The sequence below is a fragment of the Legionella sp. PATHC032 genome (genome assembly GCF_026191185.1).
GTDB lineage: Bacteria > Pseudomonadota > Gammaproteobacteria > Legionellales > Legionellaceae > Legionella.
Genome location: NZ_JAPHOV010000001.1, coordinates 3,303,638 through 3,327,649 on the forward strand (window position 1 = coordinate 3,303,638; position 24,012 = coordinate 3,327,649).

A 24,012-nucleotide genomic window follows, 5' to 3' on the forward strand; every position below is an offset into this window, starting at 1 on the left:
TTTCATTTTGTAAAATAATATTTGGGGTTCTTTACATTTTTAGCTTATAATTTCCATCGTCTATGAACCCACCACCATTGCTCCGGATATTCCAAAATTAATTTTTCAAGCATTTGATTATAGCGAAGAGTATTTCTGTAGATAGCTTGTTCTTTATCGACATGAAATTCCCATTCTATTTCTGGATGAAATTTAATAACGTGCTTGCCGTTGTGTAGCCTATAGCCGGATACGGGGACTACTGGTGTTTGATGTTTATGGGCAAAAAAGGCCAAACTTCGGTATGTCCCAGCATGAAGGCCAAAAAACTCGACAGCGATTCCTGATTTATTTTCCAATTTCGCATGCTGATCGAGTGTAAAAAGTATTAATTCCTTGTTTCTTAAGGCTTGATTTATTTTTTTTGGCGCACTAATGCTGCTGGTAATTGTCAATCCATAGCGCATCATCCTATTAAACAATATTGATTCCAGCCATTTTATTTTAATGGGTCGTCTGATGATATTAAATTGCCCATATTGAGGCATCAGGCGAGAAAAACCTAAAGTGTAAGTTAATTCCCAATTACCTAAATGACCAGTGAGCAGAAAAACCCCTTTATTCTGACTCACAGCGCTTTCCAAATGCTCTAAACCATGAATCTCTATCTTATTAGTCAATCTTTTAGAACTTGCCCAACCCATCCAAATGAGTTCTTTTAAATTAGATGCGACATGAGAGTAAAAGGCTTTGGCTAATCTTGTTTTTTCAGCAGAGGTTGCTGTATTTTTAAAAACGAGGTCAATATTACTCAATACAATTTGCTTGCGAAGAGGCAAAATCCAGTAAAAAAGAAGCCCTGCAAAAGTCACTCGAATTTTGGACAAATGATTATTAGCCATTATTTTTCCAACGCTTGTATGACCATAACCATTGCTCAGGATAAGGCAATAACATCTCTTCTAATCTTTTATTATAAAGTTGAGTGTTTTCGACAAGGGTCTGTTTATAGTCCGGATAAACAACCGGTTTTATCTCCGGATAAATATGCACTACATGTTGCTTTTTATTGGTGCGATAAAAAGTGATTGATAACACACATGAATCATAAAGACTTGCTAAATAGGCTAGACTGAGATTAGTCTCCGTTTTCTGTCCTAAAAAGTCGGTTTTTATCTTATTTTTAATTTTCGAAGAAGGGCAAACATCGAAAGGAAAAAACACAATGGCATTGCTTTTCAAAGCCCTGCGAGTTTGACTCACTGCATTTTTATGACTAATTATTTTAAATCCGCAATTTTCAAATCGCCGCAAAAAAATGGAATCCAAAAAAGCAAAACGCAAATTTTTGCGAACACAATAAAAATCAAGATCCTTGCCATTAAATTTGTCAAGAAAGAATAAAGGTGCAAACTCCCAGTTACCAAAGTGTCCGGTGAACACTAAAGTTCCTTTTCCCTTACCTAAAGCGTTCTCTAAATGCTCAATACCAATGACTTTGATACGCTTTTCCAGAGATTTTTTACTGACCAACGCGTATAAAATAATTTCTTTGATATTGGTCATAATATGAGAATAATAAGCCATGCATAAACGTTTTTTTTCAGCAGGCGATAGGGAGAATTGAAAAACACGATCGATATTTTTTTTTGCATTACTTCTTTTGTAAGAAGAGAAAAAATAGACGCAGCGTCCCAACCAAGTCAAGGGAAGAGAATTTAAATCACGTTTCAGCTCGAACATAAAAAGAAAACTACCCTGTGTTTTGCCTAAGCACTATTCCTGACTATGAAGCCTGGTTTAGACAGGCAGTCTACAATCTAATCATTTTAAAGTAAACAGAACTTACTGATACTGACTAACTCCTGCGAATACGTTATTTGTAGCTGGATATCATTGAAGTTGTCCTTTATAATCCAGAGCGAACAAATACAATATTCAAAGATCAGGGAGTAGATACATAGATGAATAAAAAAAGCATTTTATTGATGAGCATGCTCTTGGTAAGTCCACTTAGCATGAGTGGCACAGTAGGAGAGGCGCAACAAGATGGTAAGAGATTTGTTTTTAGTGCTTCAGCAATTTATGGCTCGTTAAGTGACGGCACCTTGGATACCAGGGAATATGCTGATACCATAAAGTCTTCCGGGCTAATTAGCTCTGGCTTGTTTAATGTGGATTCCCGTTGGGGGTATTCATTAAGTGCCGGATATCTTTTTGGGCCCGAATTCAGCTATGATTTGGTATTAAGCTACACCAATATAAAAAATCACGGCTCCAGCATAACTGTCAACTCTGCACAGGGTGATCTCATGGACAACAGGCTAAGCCTGATTCTTAAAGATTTTTCAGGACTGCAAATGATTGGCTCTGCCCTTGCTGCGGTAAATTCTGATTATGATTATCAAACCGCGGATTTAATTACTCATAGGACTGTTCCAAGCAAATTTGCCAAACAGCTCCATTATACTCGCTATTACGGGGCAAAAGCCGCAGAAATAGTAAAAGAATTTACCGCTCGTTATAGTGGTGAATCTCGTTTTGGCTTCGCCCTTCCCCCTGCAATACAGCCCCTTGCGGACAATATTAATTTTCATGCGAAATATAAAGGGATTGGCCCTAAAGCGGGAGCAGGAGTCTATTGGGATGTTAATCGATTTATTACTGTAGGCGGGGATATTTCTTTCTCTGTATTGGCTGGTAATAGCAAAAGTCATTGGAACGAAAGGGTTGAAATAACCGGGGCTCAACCAATTTTGGATTTCCCCAATACGGGCGGCCGTTACGCTTATTTCCTTAATCATCCTTCCTCGCTATGGGTTTCTCCAGTTCTAGGAGCCAATTTGGTTGTGGCCTCTCATTTCAATTTGAATAATGACAGTGTAATTGGTGTTGAGGGCGGAATCGGCTCTGAGCAATACTGGTCGATGAATGAAGGGGAAAGGTATGGTCTGTCAAATGGTGGTAACAGGATAAATATTAGCGAGCGTTTTGCGGTACGTAATGTATTTATAAAAGCAAGTTATATTGTTTAGTTCAGACATAACCTGACACGACTTGCGATGAGCGCAAGTCGTGTGACTGAGTGCTTTCCCTCTATATCAAATCATTTTCCCAGAACAGATTTAAGAGTAGTATAGAGCACGTTGTAACCAGCATTTAATTTATAGTTGTAGTGGAGGTGAACCATGCAAATGAGTCAGTTGGATCATGTTCATGCGGTTAACAATTTATATATGCTCTCCCATCAAATTCATCCTACAGCTATCGTATCAGCCAACGCCAGAATTGGACGGGATGTGGTTGTAGGTCCATATTCAATTATTGAAGACAATGTCAGCATTGGACAAGGAACCGTCATTGGTTCTCATGTGTCGATAAAGTCCTGGACAGAAATAGGTGAATATAATCAGATTGAAACGGGAGCAATCATTGGAGCAATCCCGCAGGATCTGAAGTTCAGCGGAGAAAACAGCACTGCCATAATCGGTAATAATAACATTATTCGCGAATACGTTACGATCAGTAGAGGAACATCTGGGGGAGGAGGAATTACTCGAATAGGAAACAACAATGTCATAATGACTTCCGCCCATATAGCCCATGATGTTCAGATGGGTAATCATAATATCATCTCCAATGCGGTAGCCGTAGCCGGGCATGTAATCATTGACGATTGGGTAACCATAGGCGGTTTATGCGGCATACACCAATTCGTACAATTAGGACGGATGAGTATGATTGGCAGTCAAACCAGAATTACAAAAGACGTACTGCCTTTCACGTTGGTTTGCGGAAACCCAGCCAAGCGTTTTGGTATTAACATTGAAAGATTGCAACGAAATGGATACAGTTCTGTCGCAAGAATGCAAATTCAACGAGCCTACAAGATACTTTTTCATGATGGTCATCTTTTGACAAATGCCATTGAAATACTCAAGCGTGAATTCATAGACAATAATGATGTGGCTTATATTCTCAAGTTTCTTGAAAATTCCAAACGCAGCTTTTATCGCTAATTTTTTAGAGTGTGTATGTCAAATTACCAATTTACAAAACCTGCAGGACCATTTCGTTTATTCGAATTAGCTAAGATTTCTGGTGCTACACTGTATGAAGGTAAAGGAGAAACCTTTACAGTTTCTGGTTTGGCAAAACTTTCAGAAGCCACAAGCAATGATTTGGTAATGTTGCATCAAAAAAAATACGTCAAAGAATTAAAGCATACAGCTGCTCGTGTTTGTATCATCGGGCCAGACTATGTGAAATATGCCCCTGATAGCATGTATTTACTGGTGCACCCCAATCCCTACAAAGCATTTGCTTTGATTGCTCAAGCGTTTTATCCTTCTGAAAAACCACCCGGTTTCATTGCCACTTCGGCAATGATTGAGTCGAGCGCTATTATTGGCGTGAATTGTTTTATTGCTCATGGGGCTTATATTGGCAATCAGGTTAAAATTGGCAACAGATGCAAAATTGGAGTAAATACTTATATTGGCGATGCTGTAACCATAGGCGATGATTGTCTTATAGAAGACAACGTCAGCATTAGGCATGCTGTTATAGGGAATAACGTGGTCATTTATTCCGGCGCTCGTATAGGCCAGGATGGTTTTGGCTTTGCCAGTGATGCGAATGGCCATTATAAAATTCCCCATGCGGGTGGTGTCATTATTGGCAATGATGTTGAAATCGGGGCTAATACCTGCATTGACCGAGGCTCTCTGGATAATACGGTGATTGAAGATTGGTGTCGTCTGGATAATCTTGTGCAGATTGGGCATAATGTCAAGATTGGTAAAGGCTCTGTCCTAGTGGCTCAAGTTGGAATCGCCGGCAGTACAGAGCTTGGTGAACATGTCACTTTGGCAGGACAAGTTGGCGTGATTGGACACTTGAAGATTGGTAAAGGCGCCACTGTTTTAGCCAGCGGTAAAGTCTATAAAAATGTGAAATCCGGAGACAGGGTCGGCGGCCACCCAGCGGTACCAATTAGTGATTGGCAAAAACAAATCCGATTTTTAAAAACAGCGATTAAGCCAAAGAAATCCCCAAAATCCTGAGGATAGATAAAGCCGCTTTCTCATTAGCATTTTGCCTTAATGTGCAGTGAATATCAGTAAATTGTTTAATTAGTTCGTTTTGATTGGATGAGTCGAGTAAATTCAGAACTGATTCTGTAATGCTATCAACATTCGCTTTTTCCTGAACAAATTCAGGGATTAATTTTTTACCAGCCAATAAATTAGGCAACGCAATATAGGGAACTTTTACTTGCGGCGCGATAATCGCATGAGTAAGTATACCCCATTTAAAGGCAACCACCATGGGTCGTTTTAAAAGCATCGCCTCAAGTGTTGCTGTTCCGGATTTTGTTAAAACAACGTCAGAGATAGCCATGGCCTCACGAGCATTCCCTTGAATAATCTGAATTTTTAAGTGGCCATACTCGGCATGGAGTTGTTTAAAAAAAACTGGATACAAATCCTGACACGCAATCGGTACTATGAAATGCACATGAGGCCTCTCCACAGCAATTCTTTGCATTACTTCCAAAAATAAGGGCCCCATGTATTTGATTTCACCTACCCGACTACCAGGTAATACTGCCAGAATGGTGTCATCAGAATGGTAGTTATATTTTTTACGTAAAGTAGAACAACTTGGGTTTATTTCGATTAAATCAGCTAAAGGATGACCAATAAATTGTGCCGATACCCCATGTTGTCGGTAAAATGCTTCTTCAAATGGAAATAGGGTTAATACTAAATCAACTGCCTTTTTTATTAAATGCACCCGTTTTTGTCGCCATGCCCAAACTTTGGGGCTCACCAGATGAATGGTTTTAATATGCTGTTTTTTTAACCGTGCTTCAACGGATAAATTAAAGTCAGGGTAATCAATCCCAATGAATACATCTGGTGGATTAATTGTCCATTCCCTCAATAACCTTTCTCTTATTAAATACAGTTGAGGATATCGTCGCAGAACATCACTGATTCCCATCACAGAAAGCTCAGAGATATCAATCAGGGAATGGAAGCCTTCCTTAAGCATTTGAGGACCACCTACCCCCATGAATTCTACGTTGGTTAAATGCTGTTTCAGCTCACGAATTACCCCTGCTCCCAGTAAATCTCCAGATAATTCGCCGGCAACCATCGCAATTCGGGTCGGTCTTTTCATAGTCAAATTGCACCAATATAAAATTTAAATGACTCGATGTTAGCCTAAACCAATAACCATAGCCAAGCAGTATTAATCCCGCAAACGCTCAGATTGCCAATTGAGTATCAGAAAACGCTTTACAAATAATTTTTCAGCCTGGCAAAAATGTCTGCCTGGGCAAGTCCTCTTGGCAAAGATCATCTAGATCTCATTGTAAAATACCATAGCCGGGCGAGGAGCATTGTATATTTTAAGTTGTCTGACTAATTTTAAATTATTCTTGAATACGTCCCAATGAAAATCAAATAGATGAAATATCAGAGCAGTGTAGTTATTTGCAAGGAGACATTGAATCTTATCTTTACCGAAGAGTTCTCTTTCCTCTGCCAAATCAGGTTTTATAATAACCAGTTTTTCAAGCACTATTGGTGTGCTGCAATGTTGATTAGGCTTTAAATCAATATGATGCTTGGATCTTCCATTATAAGAATAGAGTGACTCCAAAGATAATAAATGTAGGGCTTCTCTACTATCGTTCCATAATTTCAAACGAGGAAATCCCGGCAATACATGAGGGATATCCTGTTTGAACTCTATGGCTGTTATATCATCTGCGGCCAATAAAGCGCCTTGTTTTATATGAAATGCAGCTGCCGTAGATTTTCCTGCCCCGGTATGGCCAGAGATGGCAAAAGCAGGTTGACCTGGGTAGCAAACTGTATTGGCATGCAAAACAATCAAATTTCTCTGCTGGAGCAGGCAGCCAAAACAGGCGCCAGTAAGAAGAATATGAATTGGTGTAGTCAGCTCGACGGATTTAATTTGGTATAAAATTGTACTTCCCCCTTCAATATAAAAGCTCCATTGGTTATCGGTAATCCATAGCTGATTTTTTAAAGACGCGTATTTGTTTCCCAAGCGACTCGCGTTTGTAGGTATATCAGGAATTTCACTGGTTTTACGAATAATGACATCTGGAACACAATAAGAAGTTTGCTCTATTTTTCCAAGTGGAATGTCACTTTGTATGTTCAATTGATATGCGCGATAGTAAAACATAAACGTCTTTATAAAAAATTGATAAATAATTAATTCATAGCAACCGTAGTGTCTTCAAGAACATTGAAATTTAACGGATACTCCTCTTTTAAATTAAACTTGCCAAAATCGATTATTTCATCCGCATAAACTATGGTACTTTCCCGGTGAGCTATTAAAATGACTGTCATGGTCTGTTTTAAAGCAGCAAGCGACTGCATAATAACAGCCTCGCTTTGGGGATCAAGTGCACTGGTTGCCTCATCGAGAATGAGCAGCGTTGGCGATGACAGTATGGCTCTGGCAATCGCCAGCTTTTGCCGCTCTCCGCCAGATAAATGCACTCCTCTGTCACCAATCATAGTATTCAATCCATTGGGCATAGACCTGACCAGGTTTTCAGCATCAACCAGGGCAAGAACTTTCCATAGCTTCTCTTCATTCACATCATTGTTTAGCCACGTGATGTTATTCCTGATTGAATCATTAAAAAGAAAAATATTTTGAGGAACATAACTAACCCATTTTTTCTTGGAAGTTGCATGTTCCACATCCATTGGAACTACGGACTGGTTAAAGAGAATTGAGCCATCATCCGGCTTCAACAAGCCCAATATTAAATCGACACTGGTGGATTTCCCAACACCAGATGGGCCTTTTATTGCAGTTATTTTATTTCGATGTATGTCAAATGAAACATTTTTTAAAATTGCTTTTTCTCCATAGGAGAAGGAAACTTGCTTTACTTTAATTAATATATCCTTAGGTAATGGTACTCGCGTATGAAAGGGTATCACATTTGATGATTCTTTATTCGATAAAAAATCATTTTTAAGGATTAAATAGTTTCGAAACAAGGGAGAAATATTCAATGCATAAGACATGCTTTGCTGCATCGTTGATATTCTTCTTATGATTTGATTGTAAACAAATAATAAAACAACCAACGTTGGAATTGAAATCTGTAACAGGGAAATGGAAATAAGAAAAATTAAAGTGAACGCGATCGCGCCGATTGCAGTATATCCAAATTTAATTTTCATCTGGTTGCTTAAAAATTTAATGTTATTGTCCATCACCTTGAATGAGATATCACGCTCTTGCTTGAGATATTCATGTGTAAGCTCATGAATTTTAGCTATTTTTATTCCTTCAAGAAAATTTGACAAATTGATTTGCCTGCTTCTGCTCAGATCAAGTTCTTGTTTTCCCATACCAGCAGAATTTGATTTTTTAAAAAAAATTGCTATCGAAATCACAGTAATTAGCGAAATGACTGTTAATCCCGTAGAAAGCATTAAACCAACAATCAAATACACCGAGTTTTTGATTATGTTATTAAATAAACTCAACGTATAAGTCGTTAAAGCAGAGATCTTCATCAACCCAACATTCAATACATACTCAGAATCTTTCAGTTTACTTTTTAGCAGGTATTCCCATCGCGCATTCACCAAGTTTTGGATTAAGCTTTCACGGCAGTATCTCTCAAAATTTTTCATAAATTTTATTTTTGTTAATTCAGCGAGATAATTGGTCATGGAGACTGAGCATATGATGAGGCAATAAACCGATAAGACAAAAGTGATTGGAATTTGGCCATCGTGCATCGGCAATTGTTGCCATAAACTGGATAACCAATTGAGATCAGAGCCGGACTTATTTTGGGCTAGCCAACCACTATAGCTTAACATTGGCACCAATGAGACCACTCCAACACCGCCCAGAAAGCTTGAAAGAATTACCATTGCTTGTGAAAACACAAGCTGGAATGGCGAATATTCATATAAAAACCTGATGAAATCGAGAAAGTCTTTATATTTTCCCGCATATTTTTTATAAAATTCAGCCATAAAACAACACTTAATTTTTTACCCAGTCTAATGCATAAGTACAAAAAATAGTATAACCCACGCCGTTTCCTCCAGTGATATAGTGTTTACCGCACCGCAACCATACGTGCCCTATGACCTCATCTCCTTCTCGCTTCATACCAAAATAAATCGTTGTGGGCATATTTTTGCGACGTAATAGCAAAAATGCTGCAACACTTTGCTGTAAACAGGCACTTTTCCATGGCAACAATCTATTTATTTTAGGAAACAGTTTTTGGCAACATTTTAGCCAATACAAATGGTCGAAGTCTTCATACAAAGTTTCGGCGTGTTTATGCCCAAACGACTTGGCATATCTGTTAAACGGATATAACCAGGTAATGATTCTTGATACTATCAGGTAATAAACAATAAGCACAGCAACATGAACTCGTGTTTTTCCCTTGCCCAATAAAACCAGAAAAAGATGGGCATATCTTATTTTCTTTATTTCAGTCAATTGTATTATCCAATTCTGCTTAAAAACTATGACAGCGAATGATTATAAATTCTTTATCTATGAACAGACTTTGATTAATTTATGTTGAACCATTTGTTGTATAAACGCTTTAATATCATTAAAGCAGGTATCGAAATCAACCTTATATATTTCCATAAGCCCAGAAACAAGTTGGCTCACCGTTTTTTTTGATTCCAACAAATTCCATATTTTGTAACCTACGGAATTAACTACCAAATAATGACTCGCTTCTTCATCAAGCAGGATCAAGTCCTCATCAACGCTGGAAAAAAACACCAAGTCATAGCGTTCTAATATTGTATTGGTTTTATATTCGAATTGATATTTGTGTTGTTGTAAATGGTTACTCATCGAGATTATCTCCAGTAAGTAATAATCAATACAGATCATTTAGGTAGTTGATAAAAAATGCTGTGCTTAAAGCTGGGACCAAATGCATATTAACGTCTTGAAAATTTCTTGATTGCGGACTAATGGGATAATTAGCAAATAAATCCAAAAGGTATTTTTTAGGATAAATTTCCCAAATGAGAGGGTGTTTCTCTGCAATATCTGCCAAAAGCCTTCCCCAGGCATGACCATATTTATTGAATTGATAGTACCAATCTGCTGCCTGTTCACCGCGATAGGGATTATGGCGGATCTCAGGGGGCACAAGCCCTTCCAGAGCATCTCTCACCAATAAGCGCCTTTTTAATTTGGGCAATCGCCTGATTTCAAAATATTTGTTACCTCCATGATAAACCCATTCAGGAAGATCATAGCAAAACTGGACCAGATCCAGGTTACTTGTTGGGTCAATCACCTCTACCCCAAACCACAAATAGATGGAACGCATGTAACTTCTTGTTTCCAACCTGTTCTTACCTCTCAGGAGAGAATAATGGGGCTCTAAAAAATTTTTTTTCATCTCATTGAGATCAGTACGATTTTTTTTCAGGTTTAGCGAGCCAGATTTTATAAATTGCTTGCCTAATTTCATATGGTATTTTAAAAGATGCCGCGTAAATTTTACACGCTGATTCAGATAGTTGCCCAATGTCACTCCCTTCCATGAAATGGATCCATTCCCCTGTTCACCATTTAAAAGAATCCTGCAGTTTTTGGCTGCTGCCATTTCCAATCCTGCCAATATCCATTCCATATTGAATACCGCTTTGAATGGCTGATCTAAATAAGGATAAAAGACTTGAAGTTTATCAAAAATACTCAAGTCTTCAGAGCTTTGATAAACTATTGTTTCAATATTGTCATAGTAACGGCATGCGCTTTGCACCCGATCTAATTCATGATATTTACATCCTTTCCGATGACTATCGCCCGACAAATATTTAGGAATCGCGGTATATGCCATAAGAGTTTTATTTTCTTTGGCAAGTTGCAAGGCAGCAATCGAAGCAATGGATGAAGAGTCTAAACCACCGCTGTAATGGGCCATGATTTCTGCGTCAGTCCGGATACTTTGTCTGATACTTTGCTGAATCTCATTTCTGAATGCACTATAGTAGTCTTCACGCGATTGGCATTGTCCTGTCTGTTGTGTCTTACGGAGGTCCCAGTATTGTTGCTCTTGTAAATTTTGGTCGCTAACAATCATATATCTGGCAGCCGTCAGTTTTTTAACCGATTTCAGGCAAGTTTCCTGACCTATTTTCTGTTTTGCCGCAAGCTTATGGAAAGCGCCATGATTCACCGCTAAGGAGTCATGAAAAACTTTGAATGTATTGAATGTATTGCTAAATATAAAGTATTTACCAGGCACAAACAGATAGTAACAGCAACAAAAATTAAAATGATCAATGGCAATAAACAGCCGTTTTTTGCGTAAGTCATAAAATACAAGGAAAAAATTCCCTGCTAAATAATTCACACATTTTTCACCCCATTTTAAATATGCCCGGGTTGCCAGGTATAAATCCGAATTTTTGGAGCTAACTCCTAACCAATTTGCCAAACTGGAATGATTAGTTAGATAAAGATCGCCGTTGGCAATTACACCCGATTCCTTATCATGATATGGAGCTGTTTGTAAGGCGCATTCGGGAGTAATAAAGCGCTGTGTGCTCGCCGTAGCATAAAAATCATTATAATAAAGTTCGCTATGATCCGCTCTCCAAACCGGGCTATTAAATTTGGCTCGTTCTAATAACTCTCGATCAAATGGTTGCCCGTCAAAACGCAGAACTCCATACAAAGCATTCATGCTATATCCTAAGATAAAAAATAACTACTAATGTTTGTGCTGCTTAATTTCCAACCAGCCAAAAATGTAACTACCGCAACAGCAAAACTAATAAATTCGTTGCCGGTAGTAGCAAGCTCCATTTCTACTCTAAGCTTTTCATTAAATGTAATAAAATTTGTTCGCCATCATACGTAATATTCTTCTTTTCGAGCGATATGTGCTTTTTGAATGGTAAATTAAAGAAATCAGGGCTTTTCTCGTTAAAGAGTTGGGTAGTAAACCTGCATTACCGCTTTCTGTAAACACACTTGGAAATATTCTCTCCGCACAATAAGTCGCCATTTGATACTCTGTCTGTATGGAAAGACTATTAACCAATTCAACAACTCTTCTGCGGTCATCCTGGCTGAGCAAGGTGGAATAACGGGCAAAATCATAAAGCCAGTGCAAAGATTCAAATCCATGATTCGCTCCATGTACAGCGACATACAGATACTCGTCAATAGGGGACAGGGTATAAAATAAATTTTTTCCCCCCACCAAAATCGGCACTTTATTGTTCCAATAAAACTCAAAAGGCTGATTGAATTTATCTTTCCATCTAAACAAACGCCAGTGGAGTTCGATTTTAATACCATATTTTTCAGCCACGTACGAAACATCCTTTAGTACTCGATGTTTCTTTAGCTTATTAACGTCATGTAAGAAACTGTATTTATCCCGAATGATTCCATTTTCAAAAAACACTTCATCTGCCTGTTCCAAGTGCTGGGGAGAAATATATAAATCGATGTCGCATGACTGACGAATCAAAGGGTCTCCAAACAATTTTTGCGAGAGTGGTAGTCCTTTCAGGTGAATAACCGGAATATTGTATTGCTGAAAAAGCTCGTTGATTTTGATGGACAAAAATAATTTCCTAATGGCCCTGTCTCTATTTTCCTTTAAAACGAGCTTAAAGTTAGCGAGTTGAGAAGCAGGAATACCATAGTGCTCCCTTAAAATGGTATAAACCGAATTGGTCAGGCGCATTCTTTGTGCTGTCTTTAGGATTTCAGGTGCTGAAAATGAAGTCAAGGCGGTTTCATTCGTGTTTAAAATATCAATAAGGTTGCCATATTCCATTAATTATCCTAAAGGCTTGATTGCTGGCGAATCTAAAAAATAGAAAAAGGGTAATTTGTACTTTACTTATAAAGAACCCTTTTCTTTTTAACCACCTGAACTGCTGCTTGAGGAAAGGCCGCTTTCACTACTGCCGTCCTGAACGTCAGCTTCCTCAGTGCTAGCGCTAACACTGTCTATTGGTATAGCACAAACCTCAGGCTGCTCCCAATTTAACTTATCCATCATCTACTCCTGTATTTCAGACTACTAAACGGCCGCCATTCTAAAATAATTTTTCAAGGCACGCAAATATCAGAAAAAATAACATTATGGTTCTAACCAAAACAAGGAGGAATTTCTCTACTGCCATCTTTGATAACTATCAAGGATCATGGCATTTCATACCTATGAGAAAATCTTTTGAACAAGTTTTAGTTATCCCTCATATAAGTTGATTATGAGGGATAATAAGTAAAACTCTTTTTATTGAATTACCGGGAGTTGGGGTGCAGCGGTTCGCTTTGGCCCAGGAGTAGATTTTTGAGAGGTATCCTTTGACGCATAGCTTTTTTGTTGCGGCTGGGATTGATTGCTAGCGGTGGTTTGTCCTCCACTGGATGGCATGCTATTTTCCTGGTAAGAATACCCTCTTTCTTGAGGGCTTGTCCCGTCAAAATAACATCCTGATACCCCTAAAGCAAAGAGCGCAATGAGGCCATATCTCCATTTTATCGTTTTGTAATTTATCATAATTAAGCTTCCTGCATTCGTTAATTAAACAAAATATCAATTGAAATGAATTATTGTAACTATTTGAAAACACTTTGGATTTTTGCCATTTTTGTAAAACAGATAGAAATCCGTTTTTTGATCTCAATTAATAAGTAATGTTTTTCTGTTTTTACAAAAATAACCAACGCCCACAATAAATATAATGTAAAAAAGGAGAAATAACCATAAAAACGAAGTATCCCTGCATTAATAAGGAGGATATCACAAATATAAACTGCCAAGATGATTTGCATTTCTTTCCAATAAACGCGAGTTATGGATCAATATAGGTCATTATCTTGTATCGTTAGGGCTGACGAGGCATTTAGGCTGTCTTGAAGCCTTGCCTGAAATTTGATGTTTGGTACCAAGGCTTCGAGACGATGCTTACGCATCTCCCCAGCCCAAACGAATATTGGATATCGACTGCTTCTTATATAATTCTTATCTATAAACCACGTTAATAAGAGAAAATAACTGGATTGTAGAAACCACCATTTTGCTATTTTACCTTATCCGCTTATAATCAACTTATTTCACCATGACAAAGGACTACCATGATTTACCCTAACATACTGGCTACTATAGGCCATACTCCCGTTGTAAAAATTAACAGACTGGGAAAAGATCTGGAATGTGAGCTGTATGCCAAATGCGAATTCTTTAATCCTGGCGGCTCTGTAAAGGATCGTATTGGCTATGAAATGGTAACAAAGGCAGAAAAGGAAGGGAGAATTAAACCAGGAGATACCTTGATCGAGCCTACTTCCGGGAATACCGGGATAGGTATAGCCTTGGCAGGCGCTGTATTAGGCTACAAAGTGATTATTACCATGCCCGAAAAAATGAGCCAGGAAAAGCAATCTGTGCTTGAGCGGCTGGGAGCCATCATTTATCGAACGCCAACAGAAGCAGCCTATAATGATCCAGACAGTCATATTTCTCTGGCTAAAAAATTACAAGCTGAAATCCCTAACTCCCATATCCTTGATCAATACGCCAACCCTAATAACCCCAATGCCCATTATTTTCGGACCGCTCAGGAAATTATTGACGACTTCGGAAAAGATTTGCATATGGTTGTTGCTGGCGTTGGGACAGGCGGAACAATTACAGGCATTGCCAAACGCCTTAAAGAATTTAACCCTGCCATCAAAATCATTGGAGCAGATCCCGAAGGCTCGATTCTCGGTGGCGGCACAGAAGTCAAATCTTATCATGTTGAAGGGATAGGTTATGACTTCTTCCCTGATGTGCTGGATAATACGTTGATTGATGCCTACATAAAAACCAATGATGCGGATTCTTTCCGTACTGCCAGACGCCTCATTAAAGAAGAAGGACTGTTAATAGGCGGCTCATGTGGAGCAGCCATGTGGGCCGCATTGCAAGCAGCCAAATCCTTAAGCAAAGGACAAAAATGTCTGGTGATTTTACCCGACTCTATTCGTAATTACATGTCCAAATTTGCCAATGATGAATGGATGAAAGAAATGGGCTTTCTTTAATTGAAAGCCATAAAAAACTATCGTATTGCTATTTCATCAAAAAATGACCGTTGACAATCCGCTTTGAAAAAATGATCCGGATTGCCAACACAATTTAACCAACAGACATGGATACTGAAGAAGGTCGATTTTCTAAATGATCGAACAATTGATCAACATCGACCTGTCTGGTACTAATCCACCCGGCCAGCGCGGAAGCCAATAACTGATTGACTCCATCCTTGTTTTCACCCGAATAATCAGGAATAACCGGTTTGTCAAAATCTTCTGATAATCTGGAAAAAAATTCTGTTGAATCAACAAAAAAACCTTTTTCTGAAGGTAAAAACTTGATGTAAATATTAATCATCCTCTGGGTTGTTATTTCGCCTAATTTAAGCATGGTTAAAAAGTTCTGATGCCATTGTTTATAGGTCTGTAATAATTTTTTATTATCAGACGCAATTAAATCAACCATATCAGCAATAGTGTCTTTCCCACTTGTATTGGAGCTTTCTACTGGTTTGGGGGGGCTTACTGCCAATTGCCCTACATAAACAAAATCAGCTTTATTTTTCACGGCAGGGAAATACCTGTTATTTTGCTGGACCTGAATGGTTATCCCGGGTTTTGCACTATTCAGATTATCCCCAACATACATTTCACGTTTCCTCAATTCTTTGCCATTTTCCACAACAGATAAAGTGATGTTTGTACCTATTACATGAGAAAGGGCTCTCAAAGCACTGGCCGGGAGAGGAGTAGATGGTTGACGTAACAATGATTTTGGCGTGTCACGGTTGAATTCAGCAAAGATATCACGATAATTGAGAGGTTTTGCATAAATCTCATCTATAGCCAATTGGCGTAATACATAAGCAAAACATTCGACAATTTCCGACTTTCGTGCCCCATTAATCAACATACTCATGCGTTCGGAGGGGGTCAAATAAGGTTGGCTGGGAATGTATTTAGGAAAATGAAAATAAAAACGCTCCAGTATTTTTTTCAAAGTATCATCATTAATACGTGGGGATCTCTTAAAATAATCAATTAAAGCAACTGCAGCCGCATGAAACTGCTCTCCGCCGACATTAATAAAGCTATGCTGTACTTGCGAACTATTATTTTCTGCTTTAAAGAACCTAGCTCTTGGCATAATGTTCTCCTATCCCAACTTATATCTTCATTCTAATCAATCCAGATTAAGGAAATATTAACAAAGTTTTTACAGTCTACTGAAATTTTTAACAAGGGGGCATTTCTCTTAACCACATCATTTTTTAAACTGCCGCCCATTTTCATGTAATGCCATTGAACTTCATTTATTTCTGCAAACTGATAACTCGTCTCAGTGGATTTTAATATAAAGAAAGTATATGCCGAGTATCTTAAATATTAAGCATAAATAATGCCAATTTTATAAGGTATTACTACACTGAGCTAAATCGAGAGTTTATAGAATTAATAACGAAAATTGAATGAGAATTTTAGGCAAAAATTGCCGTTTTCAAAATAATGTTATGGATATAATATAGTATGGAACATCATAATTCTAAATCCACAGCGAAAGAGGCAAGATGCATTAAAGGATATTATTAGCTTTCTTGTATAAACTGATTATTTTGTTTTAGGCAAAGCGCAAACACAGAAATGTTTGTAACGCGGCAATAAAATGGAAAAGGCAGCTTATGCAAGAAGTCTATTGAAGATTCTCTGACCGTGAATTTAGTAGGGAGAGGGGCATGGAGCATTATCAGGAAGATGATTTGACTCGCATTAGAGAGTTACTGAGACATACTGGTGAATTTATTGCCTATTTTGAGTTTGTCGAAGCTAAAATGATGGAGTGGCGAGAAGAAATTGAGCAACAGGCTGAGCAAGTTCTACATATGACCCAATCGCTACAAAATGAATTAACTTCAATGCAAAGCCTTATTTCCCAATCAGGAGTAAGCCATTTTAAAATAAGTGCTGAAAAAGCCTTGGCTCAAGGTGAAACGCATTTGCATTCTTTAGAAAGAACTTGTAATCAATTTACCCAAATCTTCCAACAGCAGCAAGAAAAAATCAAAAGCTTAACAGAAAACTGCATTGACAGAATCGAAAAACATACCAGTCAAGCCACTCAAACACTGACTTTGCAACTAGCTAAATATGATGTTCAACATTTTTATCGCATCGCTAACGAAAGCTGTGATCATGTTGATCGAGTTGCAAACGATGCCATAAACAAAAGCAATAAAATGCTTAATATGTTTCAATTCAAAGTAGGTCTTTTTGCCATGTTAATCACTGTACTCACTGCCTTCGTGATAGTCATTTACCTTAATGATGAAATGCCTTGGGAAATGCACCACCAGGCCATGAGCGAGCGCCAGGCCGGTAAAGTTCTCCTTCAAGCGTGGCCAAAATTAAGTCAAAAGGAAAAGGCAAAAATCTTGAATGAAGATGTTTTGAAGCAAGGATAATACTGTGCTTGACTTCATATCGTCAAAAGCGTTTTTTTTATGCCTCATTCTGTTTCTCATTCTATTTTGGTTTTGCCTTGATAAGGCAAGAAAAGAATTGCGCATTAATCGATGGCAAAAAAAGCTAAATTTAAAGCATCATACTCACATTTTTCAGATCCTGTATTGTAATGTTAATGGCTTCATGATTTCCCAAAAAAGCAGGAAGAATCGAGATGCAATAGAATATGTGTATGGGGAAATTGAATTTTTACCTTTCATCGCCTTATTATCAATGGTTAATATTGATCGTAATACTGTTTTTTATGACCTTGGCTCTGGAACTGGGAAGGCCGTTCTAGCCTGCGCTATGGTATACCCCGTCCATAAAAGTGTAGGTGTCGAATTGTTCCCCAAGTTACACCAATGTGCTTGCGAGCGTCTCCAGAAATTAGCGGCTATGGAAGGCTATGCAGAGAGTAGCAAAAAAGTCTCTTTTATATTGGGTGATTTTCTAACCGTTGATTTATCTGAGGCGACCTTAATATTTATTAATTCAAGTACCTTATTCGGTGCAACCTGGGAAGCCCTTAACACCCGTCTCAATAGCCTGCCACAACTTTCAACCGTCATTACCACTAGCAAAACCTTATCATCCAGTCGTTTTAAATTAGTTACTCACGCTAAAATACAAATGAGTTGGGGTGTGGTTTTTGCGTTCATTCATAAGAAAGAAAACTAATTTTTACTAACCAGCTTGAAAACATTGAATAATTTTTTACCCGAACTATACTTATAAAATCAAATGGGAAATTGTCAGCACCTGATGTGTCTTGGTAGCAGACATTAGACCAGTTGCTCAACTCATGGATTCTATTTTAGTGCCGGGACGCGTGCGTTTCGAGGTACAAAGCGAACAGAAGCACAGGCAAACAGGCTAAAATAAAAGAGGGTGCAATAGGTCTATTTAATACGCGACAAAACGAGGTGAGTATATGATTAAATCCGAACTCATTGAACACATCGCTGCTCGAATGACGCATCTTACTGAAAAGCAAGTAGCCGATGGCATCAACAGAATACTTGAATTAATGAGCGAAGCACTTATCCATGGCCAAAGAATAGAAATTCGTGGCTTTGGCAGCTTTTCTCTTCATTACCGACCACCGCGAAATGCTCACAATCCTAAAACAGGTGAAAAAGTAGTGACAGAGGCCAAATACAGTCCTCACTTTAAACCTGGAAAGGAGTTACGCGAGCGCGTCAATTCGTCGCGAGCCAAGTTCCCACTTTTGGATAAAGACTAAAACTCTATTTTTTTCATCCTAAGTGCGTGGTAGTGTAACCCCGGTTTGCCCCTGGTACTTACCGTTTCGATCACGATAAGAAACAGCACAAACTTCATTAGCCTCTAAAAACAGCATTTGAGCAACTCCTTCATACGCATAAATCTTGGCGGGCAGAGTGGTCGTATTGGAAAACTCGAGGGTAACATGCCCCTCCCATTCCGGTTCCAGGGGAGTAACATTCACTATAATCCCACAACGAGCATAAGTGGATTTACCCAAGCATATAGTTAATATATTGCGCGGTATGCGAAAATATTCGACGGTTCTTGCTAAAGCAAACGAGTTCGGAGGAATAATACAGACATCAGACTGAACATCTACAAAGCTATTTTCATCAAATGCCTTAGGATCAACAATCGCTGAATTAATATTCGTAAAAATCTTGAATTCATTCGAACAGCGAACATCATATCCATAACTGGATACACCATATGAAATAATCTTACCATTTTGGTTTTCTCGCACTTGACCGGCCTGAAATGGAGAAATCATCCCGTGCTCAAGGGCCATTTTCTCTATCCATCTGTCTGATTTGATTGACACGATATTCCTCTTTTCTTAAAAAGATAGATTTCTATCACAAAAGTCAATGAAACAAAAGTTTGTTTTGGGAAATTATACAGAATAAAATGATTGTAACTTCGATGAAAGCTTTTATTTTAAGAAAATGTTGATACCCAGACCTTGACGTGGAATAAAATATCTTATCACCATTTCTCTCATCCAGTGACATCGCTTTATACACTCAGGCATATTTAGGACTTATGCTACACTGCTCAAAGTCTACTTTTTCTTGCCGACCATAGAGGTTAATATATCGCCTAACTCCATTGGCATAGGGAAAATAATAGTTGAATTGTTATTAACCGCTATAGTAGCTAAAGTTTGTAGATATCTTAGCTGCATTGCCTGGGGTTGCTGAGCGAGTACTTGAGAAGCTTGTAATAACTTTTCCGAAGCTTGTAGCTCTCCCTCCGCATGGATCACCTTCGCTCTCCTGTCCCTTTCCGCTTCAGCCTGTTTGGCTATTGCCCTTATCATACTTTCATCCAAATCCACCTTCTTGATTTCAACATTTGAAACCTTAATGCCCCAGCTTTCTGTTTGGGCATCAAGAATCTTTTGCACATCACTATTGAGTTGCTCACGTTCAGCCAACATATCATCCAAATCATGCTGACCCAATACTGACCGCAATGTAGTTTGCGCCAATTGGCTGGTTGCTTCAAAATAATTTTCAACCTGGATGATTGCATTTTCAGGAACTACTACACGAAAATACACCACTGCATTGACGCGTACAGAAACGTTATCTCTTGAGATAACATCTTGACTGGGCACGTCCATGACTATGGTCCGCAAATCAACACGCACCACTTGTTGAATAATTGGGATAATGATTATCAATCCTGGACCTTTAACACGCCAAAACCGACCCAGCATAAATACCACTCCGCGCTCATATTCCCTAAACACCTTGAACATTGAAACCAGTAGCAAACCTATCGCTACCAGTAATATAACTAGAAATGGTCCCATCTCATTCTCCTTAATCATTCAATATGGAATAACCAACTAATAAACCGATTGATCTTCCTCTACTTCCAACAATAGTCCTGATGCTCGCGTGACTTTAACACATTTATTTGCCGCAATTGGAGAACTTGAATGGACATTCCAAATCTCTCCCTTAATCACAGCTTGGCCTTCCAAATTAATGTCCCCTAATGCCCTGCCTTTTGCCCCCACCAGCGTTTCCAGGCCATGTCTGATTTTTTGGTTTCGAGATTTAATTAACATCCCAAGCACCAAAACAAAAATCAATATATTCAGGGCTGCCATAGCCCAAATTGCTGACCATGCTATCTGAAAAGCCAGATGTTCCGTATCCATCAACATAATGGAACCTAAAATAAAGGAAACTGTTCCCCCTACACCTAACGCTCCAAAACTTGGAGTAAATGCCTCAGCTATGACAAATAAAATACCTAAAATGATCAAGCCCAAACCCGCGTAGTTTATAGGTAAGAGCTGCAGCGCATACAGTGCAAAAATCATTGAAACTGCGCCAACTACTCCTGGTAAAACATAACCTGGATTCACCAACTCAAAGAAAATTCCGTAAATTCCGAGCAGTAATAATAAGTAAGCCACAGTAGGGTTGGTAATGACCGATAGAAAACGAGTTCTCCAATCTGGATTGATTACGTGAATGTCCGAGCTTTCGGTATTGATAGTTATTGTCCTGTTATTTTGACTGACTTTTATTCCATGGATTTGAGACAGTAAATCATCTCTATTTTTTGCAATATAATTGATCACCCCTTTGCTAAGGGCTTCATTCGCCGTTATGGATTTACCTTCTGTCACTGCCTTTTCAGCAAAATCTGGATCGCGTCCTCTTAGTTGAGCAAGTGACCTTATTGTAGCAACAGCATCATGAGTTACCTTATTTTCCATGATTGATTTTTTTTTCTCATCTTTTTCATCTTCGCTGAATCCTGTGCCAAGACTGACGGGGCTTGCAGCCCCCATTTGAGTGCCGGGCGCCATTGCCGCTATTGTACTCGCATACATTAAATAAGTTCCTGCACTCGCAGCCCTTGCTCCAGTAGGACTTACATAAGTAACTATGGGCACATCAGAAAGTAAGAATAACTGAATAATATTTCGTGTTGAATCATATAAACCGCCTGGTGTATCGATTAAAATCACTATCAAATCAGCATCTTGAGCGCTTTTAATACCTCTTTCCAAATAATCTGCTGTAGCAGGCCCAATTGGTCCTTTTATATTCAATTCTACAATTTTTGCTGCAAATGAAGTGTTCAATCCAATTAAAAGGAACAAGGTAAGGAATATAAAAATACAACTTGTCTGCATTAATTTACTTAGTCCCTTTTGACACGTTGCTGAGGCTGGGGATTGTTTTGTTGCTTCAGAATCTGAATCCTCAGGAACTGATAAAGATAGTCTGCTTGCGAACATCATTCCTTTTAGAATTCTTTTCACTGCTGCCAATTTGCAAAAAAGATTATTGACTTTGTCCTGCCCCTCTTGCCTGACACAATCCCGGTGCATTTTTACATCCCTATAAGAGGTAGTTATAAAATAAAAGATAGCACAGGTTGAAAAAACAAGGGGAGCTGGTCACGTCAATTCAAGATCTTTACCTATTGTTGAGTTGGTCAGGATACTCACCCCCATTCGATGTAAGCAGACCTGTAAACACATCAGCTTGCAAGCGATTGAATTGTTACAAGTCCGCTATTCAGACTGGTGATGGGTTAGAAAAAAACTCCTATTTGGGCTGAAACCGTATCCGCAGATTTTCCTGTACCTAAAGTTGGAAGATTGACTAAACCTGGAGGTGCAGCACCATTAGCAAACTGAGTAAGCCCATAATCAATATCATGCCTGTACTCAATACTCTCCACTGTGTCTTTCCAAATTGAAATGTTAAATACCCCGATATAGCGTCGTTTAGGCAGATTCAGTGCTAATGCTTCTTTTGTCCACTGATAACCAACTCCGATGGAGGCTGGTCTGTTAAAAGCCATAAAAGTCATACCGAGTTCTGCTTGGGCAGCTTGGGGTCTGGCTCCTTGGCCATTAAAACTCAAGTCTTGGGGTCTAAAACTCTGTACAGCACCAACCCATTCCAAGGTCAGATTATAACGATCGTAACCAATGTGGCCATGGACATCAGCAGCTTTTGTTTTACGAACGTTTTCATTACCGTTTGTTATGGAACCAAAACCGCCAAACGTTGTCCCCACATTGGAACCTGTACTTTGCATACCACCCGCATCAGCAACAGAGCTAATGAAACCACCCCCTACCTCACCATTGATGTCATTATCAAATCCGAAAATATACCCTAAATTAACGCCTCCGACTCCTGAACGACCCAAAGTGGTATCACTTCTGTAGCCATAAACTGCGCCGAAAGGACCGGTATCAGCCTGAGACTTATAACCAAAAATGACAGGCCTTGTTTTGGTCCTCGCCAAATTCATTGTTACAGGCGCACTAACCATCGCACTGGAATAGCGGCCAAAAGGAACATAGACTTGCCCTGCTGTAAAATAAAGCGGGCTTTTATCCAAATTACCAATGTTGACAAATCCCATATTTAAATTAAATGCCGAATTATTAACCCGTGGTCCAATTGCAGGAGGGCTTTCATCATAGGCAATTGCAATATACGCCTCGACATTTTCATTCAATGCGGCAGCAACGTCCAGCTCACTTGAGCCAAGGGTGATATCACCATCAGTATTGGTTGATCGAAATGGATTATTAAATGTCGCAGCTGGCTCTGTTTTACCACTTAATGAAATGATGGGCATGTTAGGGATAGGATAGCCTATTTTTTGATAAGCCCTATATAAGCGGCGTCGTTGCTGCATTAAACGAACATCTCGGTTAATACTAGAAATGTTTACTATATAATCAGAACCATCAAACGCGGGCCTATCACCAAGGAATGGCGAGCTTACTACAGGAGTCCCTGCTATATAGGTAACCACTCGGTTATCAGCTATCAATGCCGTTGGATAAAAGCTGATTGATTCCGGATGTGCATCAGGCGCATGGACTTCGACTTTGGATGAGTGATATTTTTCTTCTATCGCAGATCCTGATTTAGCCGCCGGCTTACTCTGTGGTTCTACTGGCTTTGGTTCTGCTGGCTTTACAACAGCCTCATGCTTGTCCTGAGAGCTTTTATGACTGGCTAATTGTTTTTGTAATCGGTTGAGTTGGGCTTGTAAATCTTCTGCTTGATGCTGTAATCGTTGAATTTCACTGTTCAGCTGTTGATCTTGATCCGCATATAATGGCGATGATAAACAAGCGAGGGCCAAAATAAATTTTTTAAACTTCATGCGGGGGGTACTCCTGTTTATTATTTTTACATCCTAAACGGATAGCCTCGGGATTATAACGCGGCAATTACTCGCTGGCTATAGGATCACTCCGCTAAAATTTAAAATAAATTGATTTATTTGTATGCATTCACAGTTTGTTTCCTATAAATCAATAAATTAGACTTTTGCTTGCTTAGATTTCGAATAGATTAGTGCGATTATATTTTTGTTTGATGAAGAATTGTTTGT

Annotated in this window: 23 protein-coding genes; 7 read left to right on the plus strand and 16 right to left on the minus strand. The window is 38.8% G+C overall.

The window, feature by feature from the left end:
* Positions 1-44 precede the first annotated feature (44 nt).
* Together OQJ02_RS14730 and OQJ02_RS14735 are read right to left on the minus strand one after the other, a co-directional pair.
* Positions 45-881: a lysophospholipid acyltransferase family protein gene (locus tag OQJ02_RS14730; protein WP_265719721.1), complete on the minus strand. Its 837-nt coding sequence runs from the start codon at positions 879-881 to the stop codon at positions 45-47.
* Positions 874-1,722: a lysophospholipid acyltransferase family protein gene (locus tag OQJ02_RS14735; protein WP_265719722.1), complete on the minus strand. Its 849-nt coding sequence runs from the start codon at positions 1,720-1,722 to the stop codon at positions 874-876. The genes OQJ02_RS14730 and OQJ02_RS14735 overlap by 8 nt, the downstream gene beginning before the upstream one ends.
* 221 nt (positions 1,723-1,943) lie before the next feature.
* On the opposite strand from OQJ02_RS14735, the gene OQJ02_RS14740 reads away from it, so the two are divergent.
* From OQJ02_RS14740 to lpxD, 3 genes are all read left to right on the plus strand, one after another.
* Complete coding sequence (locus tag OQJ02_RS14740) at positions 1,944-3,014, plus strand: Lpg1974 family pore-forming outer membrane protein (RefSeq protein WP_265719723.1); 1,071 nt, start codon at positions 1,944-1,946, stop codon at positions 3,012-3,014.
* A 153-nt stretch (positions 3,015-3,167) separates the two neighbouring features.
* Positions 3,168-3,998: an acyl-ACP--UDP-N-acetylglucosamine O-acyltransferase gene (gene lpxA, locus OQJ02_RS14745; RefSeq protein WP_027267950.1), complete on the plus strand. Its 831-nt coding sequence runs from the start codon at positions 3,168-3,170 to the stop codon at positions 3,996-3,998.
* Between the two features lie 15 nt (positions 3,999-4,013).
* A complete protein-coding gene (gene lpxD, locus OQJ02_RS14750) occupies positions 4,014-5,045 on the plus strand; it encodes a UDP-3-O-(3-hydroxymyristoyl)glucosamine N-acyltransferase (protein ID WP_265719724.1) in 1,032 nt (343 codons plus the stop codon).
* Here lpxD and lpxB read toward each other — a convergent pair.
* The 9 genes from lpxB to OQJ02_RS14795 form a co-directional block, all read right to left on the minus strand.
* Positions 5,017-6,168, minus strand: coding sequence for a lipid-A-disaccharide synthase (gene lpxB, locus OQJ02_RS14755; RefSeq protein WP_265719725.1), 1,152 nt, complete (start codon positions 6,166-6,168; stop codon positions 5,017-5,019). The two genes, lpxD and lpxB, sit on opposite strands and share 29 nt — an antisense overlap.
* A gap of 183 nt (positions 6,169-6,351) precedes the next feature.
* Complete coding sequence (locus tag OQJ02_RS14760; RefSeq protein WP_265719726.1) at positions 6,352-7,209, minus strand: hypothetical protein; 858 nt, start codon at positions 7,207-7,209, stop codon at positions 6,352-6,354.
* Positions 7,210-7,238: 29 nt separating this feature from the next.
* On the minus strand, positions 7,239-9,041 hold the full coding sequence (locus OQJ02_RS14765) for an ABC transporter ATP-binding protein (protein ID WP_265719727.1): 1,803 nt from the start codon (positions 9,039-9,041) through the stop codon (positions 7,239-7,241).
* 10 nt (positions 9,042-9,051) lie between these two features.
* Positions 9,052-9,522, minus strand: a complete 471-nt coding sequence (locus tag OQJ02_RS14770; protein WP_027267945.1) for a lasso peptide biosynthesis B2 protein — start codon at positions 9,520-9,522, stop codon at positions 9,052-9,054.
* Positions 9,523-9,579: 57 nt separating this feature from the next.
* On the minus strand, positions 9,580-9,894 hold the full coding sequence (locus OQJ02_RS14775) for a PqqD family protein (protein ID WP_010948633.1): 315 nt from the start codon (positions 9,892-9,894) through the stop codon (positions 9,580-9,582).
* A gap of 25 nt (positions 9,895-9,919) precedes the next feature.
* Positions 9,920-11,746, minus strand: a complete 1,827-nt coding sequence (locus tag OQJ02_RS14780) for an asparagine synthase-related protein (RefSeq protein WP_265719728.1) — start codon at positions 11,744-11,746, stop codon at positions 9,920-9,922.
* A 141-nt stretch (positions 11,747-11,887) separates the two neighbouring features.
* A complete protein-coding gene (locus OQJ02_RS14785; protein ID WP_265719729.1) occupies positions 11,888-12,853 on the minus strand; it encodes a nucleotidyltransferase family protein in 966 nt (321 codons plus the stop codon).
* Positions 12,854-12,940: 87 nt separating this feature from the next.
* Complete coding sequence (locus OQJ02_RS14790) at positions 12,941-13,078, minus strand: hypothetical protein (RefSeq protein ID WP_015443875.1); 138 nt, start codon at positions 13,076-13,078, stop codon at positions 12,941-12,943.
* Positions 13,079-13,318: 240 nt separating this feature from the next.
* The gene (locus OQJ02_RS14795) at positions 13,319-13,585 is read right to left on the minus strand and encodes a hypothetical protein (protein ID WP_014327031.1); all 267 of its coding nucleotides are present in this window, start codon (positions 13,583-13,585) and stop codon (positions 13,319-13,321) included.
* Between the two features lie 578 nt (positions 13,586-14,163).
* Between OQJ02_RS14795 and OQJ02_RS14800 the strand changes: the two genes are divergently transcribed.
* Positions 14,164-15,114: a pyridoxal-phosphate dependent enzyme gene (locus OQJ02_RS14800; protein WP_265719730.1), complete on the plus strand. Its 951-nt coding sequence runs from the start codon at positions 14,164-14,166 to the stop codon at positions 15,112-15,114.
* A gap of 94 nt (positions 15,115-15,208) precedes the next feature.
* Here OQJ02_RS14800 and OQJ02_RS14805 read toward each other — a convergent pair whose 3' ends face one another.
* The gene (locus OQJ02_RS14805) at positions 15,209-16,252 is read right to left on the minus strand and encodes a hypothetical protein (RefSeq protein WP_265719731.1); all 1,044 of its coding nucleotides are present in this window, start codon (positions 16,250-16,252) and stop codon (positions 15,209-15,211) included.
* Positions 16,253-16,838: 586 nt separating this feature from the next.
* Between OQJ02_RS14805 and OQJ02_RS14810 the strand changes: the two genes are divergently transcribed.
* From OQJ02_RS14810 to OQJ02_RS14820, 3 genes are all read left to right on the plus strand, one after another.
* Entirely contained in the window at positions 16,839-17,564 is a 726-nt protein-coding gene (locus tag OQJ02_RS14810; protein ID WP_265719732.1) for a hypothetical protein, read from the plus strand.
* A gap of 4 nt (positions 17,565-17,568) precedes the next feature.
* A complete protein-coding gene (locus OQJ02_RS14815; RefSeq protein ID WP_265719733.1) occupies positions 17,569-18,285 on the plus strand; it encodes a methyltransferase in 717 nt (238 codons plus the stop codon).
* A 253-nt stretch (positions 18,286-18,538) separates the two neighbouring features.
* Positions 18,539-18,850, plus strand: a complete 312-nt coding sequence (locus OQJ02_RS14820; protein WP_010948640.1) for an integration host factor subunit beta — start codon at positions 18,539-18,541, stop codon at positions 18,848-18,850.
* 18 nt (positions 18,851-18,868) lie between these two features.
* Here OQJ02_RS14820 and dcd read toward each other — a convergent pair whose 3' ends face one another.
* The 4 genes from dcd to OQJ02_RS14840 all read right to left on the minus strand — a co-directional run bounded on the left by dcd (position 18,869) and on the right by OQJ02_RS14840 (position 23,781).
* Positions 18,869-19,435 (minus strand): dCTP deaminase, encoded by a 567-nt coding sequence (dcd, locus tag OQJ02_RS14825; RefSeq protein WP_038839953.1) that lies wholly within the window; start codon positions 19,433-19,435, stop codon positions 18,869-18,871.
* Between the two features lie 240 nt (positions 19,436-19,675).
* Complete coding sequence (locus tag OQJ02_RS14830; RefSeq protein ID WP_061485554.1) at positions 19,676-20,431, minus strand: slipin family protein; 756 nt, start codon at positions 20,429-20,431, stop codon at positions 19,676-19,678.
* Positions 20,432-20,467: 36 nt separating this feature from the next.
* Positions 20,468-21,973, minus strand: a complete 1,506-nt coding sequence (locus OQJ02_RS14835; protein WP_265719734.1) for an NfeD family protein — start codon at positions 21,971-21,973, stop codon at positions 20,468-20,470.
* 206 nt (positions 21,974-22,179) lie between these two features.
* A complete protein-coding gene (locus OQJ02_RS14840; protein ID WP_265719735.1) occupies positions 22,180-23,781 on the minus strand; it encodes an LbtU family siderophore porin in 1,602 nt (533 codons plus the stop codon).
* Between the last annotated feature and the right edge of the window lie 231 nt (positions 23,782-24,012).

Bases quoted from the DNA above. Each gene is read 5' to 3' on its own strand.
- OQJ02_RS14805 (WP_265719731.1), bottom strand. From the start codon at position 16,252: ATGCCAAGAGCTAGGTTCTTTAAAGCAGAAAATAATAGTTCGCAAGTA.
- OQJ02_RS14800 (WP_265719730.1), top strand. From the start codon at position 14,164: ATGATTTACCCTAACATACTGGCTACTATAGGCCATACTCCCGTTGTA.
- OQJ02_RS14830 (WP_061485554.1), bottom strand. From the start codon at position 20,431: ATGGGACCATTTCTAGTTATATTACTGGTAGCGATAGGTTTGCTACTG.
- OQJ02_RS14760 (WP_265719726.1), bottom strand. From the start codon at position 7,209: ATGTTTTACTATCGCGCATATCAATTGAACATACAAAGTGACATTCCA.
- OQJ02_RS14765 (WP_265719727.1), bottom strand. From the start codon at position 9,041: ATGGCTGAATTTTATAAAAAATATGCGGGAAAATATAAAGACTTTCTC.
- OQJ02_RS14790 (WP_015443875.1), bottom strand. From the start codon at position 13,078: ATGGATAAGTTAAATTGGGAGCAGCCTGAGGTTTGTGCTATACCAATA.
- OQJ02_RS14810 (WP_265719732.1), top strand. From the start codon at position 16,839: ATGGAGCATTATCAGGAAGATGATTTGACTCGCATTAGAGAGTTACTG.
- OQJ02_RS14740 (WP_265719723.1), top strand. From the start codon at position 1,944: ATGAATAAAAAAAGCATTTTATTGATGAGCATGCTCTTGGTAAGTCCA.
- OQJ02_RS14835 (WP_265719734.1), bottom strand. From the start codon at position 21,973: ATGCACCGGGATTGTGTCAGGCAAGAGGGGCAGGACAAAGTCAATAAT.
- OQJ02_RS14840 (WP_265719735.1), bottom strand. From the start codon at position 23,781: ATGAAGTTTAAAAAATTTATTTTGGCCCTCGCTTGTTTATCATCGCCA.
- OQJ02_RS14730 (WP_265719721.1), bottom strand. From the start codon at position 881: ATGGCTAATAATCATTTGTCCAAAATTCGAGTGACTTTTGCAGGGCTT.
- lpxA (WP_027267950.1), top strand. From the start codon at position 3,168: ATGCAAATGAGTCAGTTGGATCATGTTCATGCGGTTAACAATTTATAT.
- lpxD (WP_265719724.1), top strand. From the start codon at position 4,014: ATGTCAAATTACCAATTTACAAAACCTGCAGGACCATTTCGTTTATTC.
- OQJ02_RS14735 (WP_265719722.1), bottom strand. From the start codon at position 1,722: ATGTTCGAGCTGAAACGTGATTTAAATTCTCTTCCCTTGACTTGGTTG.
- OQJ02_RS14780 (WP_265719728.1), bottom strand. From the start codon at position 11,746: ATGAATGCTTTGTATGGAGTTCTGCGTTTTGACGGGCAACCATTTGAT.
- OQJ02_RS14820 (WP_010948640.1), top strand. From the start codon at position 18,539: ATGATTAAATCCGAACTCATTGAACACATCGCTGCTCGAATGACGCAT.
- OQJ02_RS14795 (WP_014327031.1), bottom strand. From the start codon at position 13,585: ATGATAAATTACAAAACGATAAAATGGAGATATGGCCTCATTGCGCTC.
- OQJ02_RS14775 (WP_010948633.1), bottom strand. From the start codon at position 9,894: ATGAGTAACCATTTACAACAACACAAATATCAATTCGAATATAAAACC.
- lpxB (WP_265719725.1), bottom strand. From the start codon at position 6,168: ATGAAAAGACCGACCCGAATTGCGATGGTTGCCGGCGAATTATCTGGA.
- OQJ02_RS14785 (WP_265719729.1), bottom strand. From the start codon at position 12,853: ATGGAATATGGCAACCTTATTGATATTTTAAACACGAATGAAACCGCC.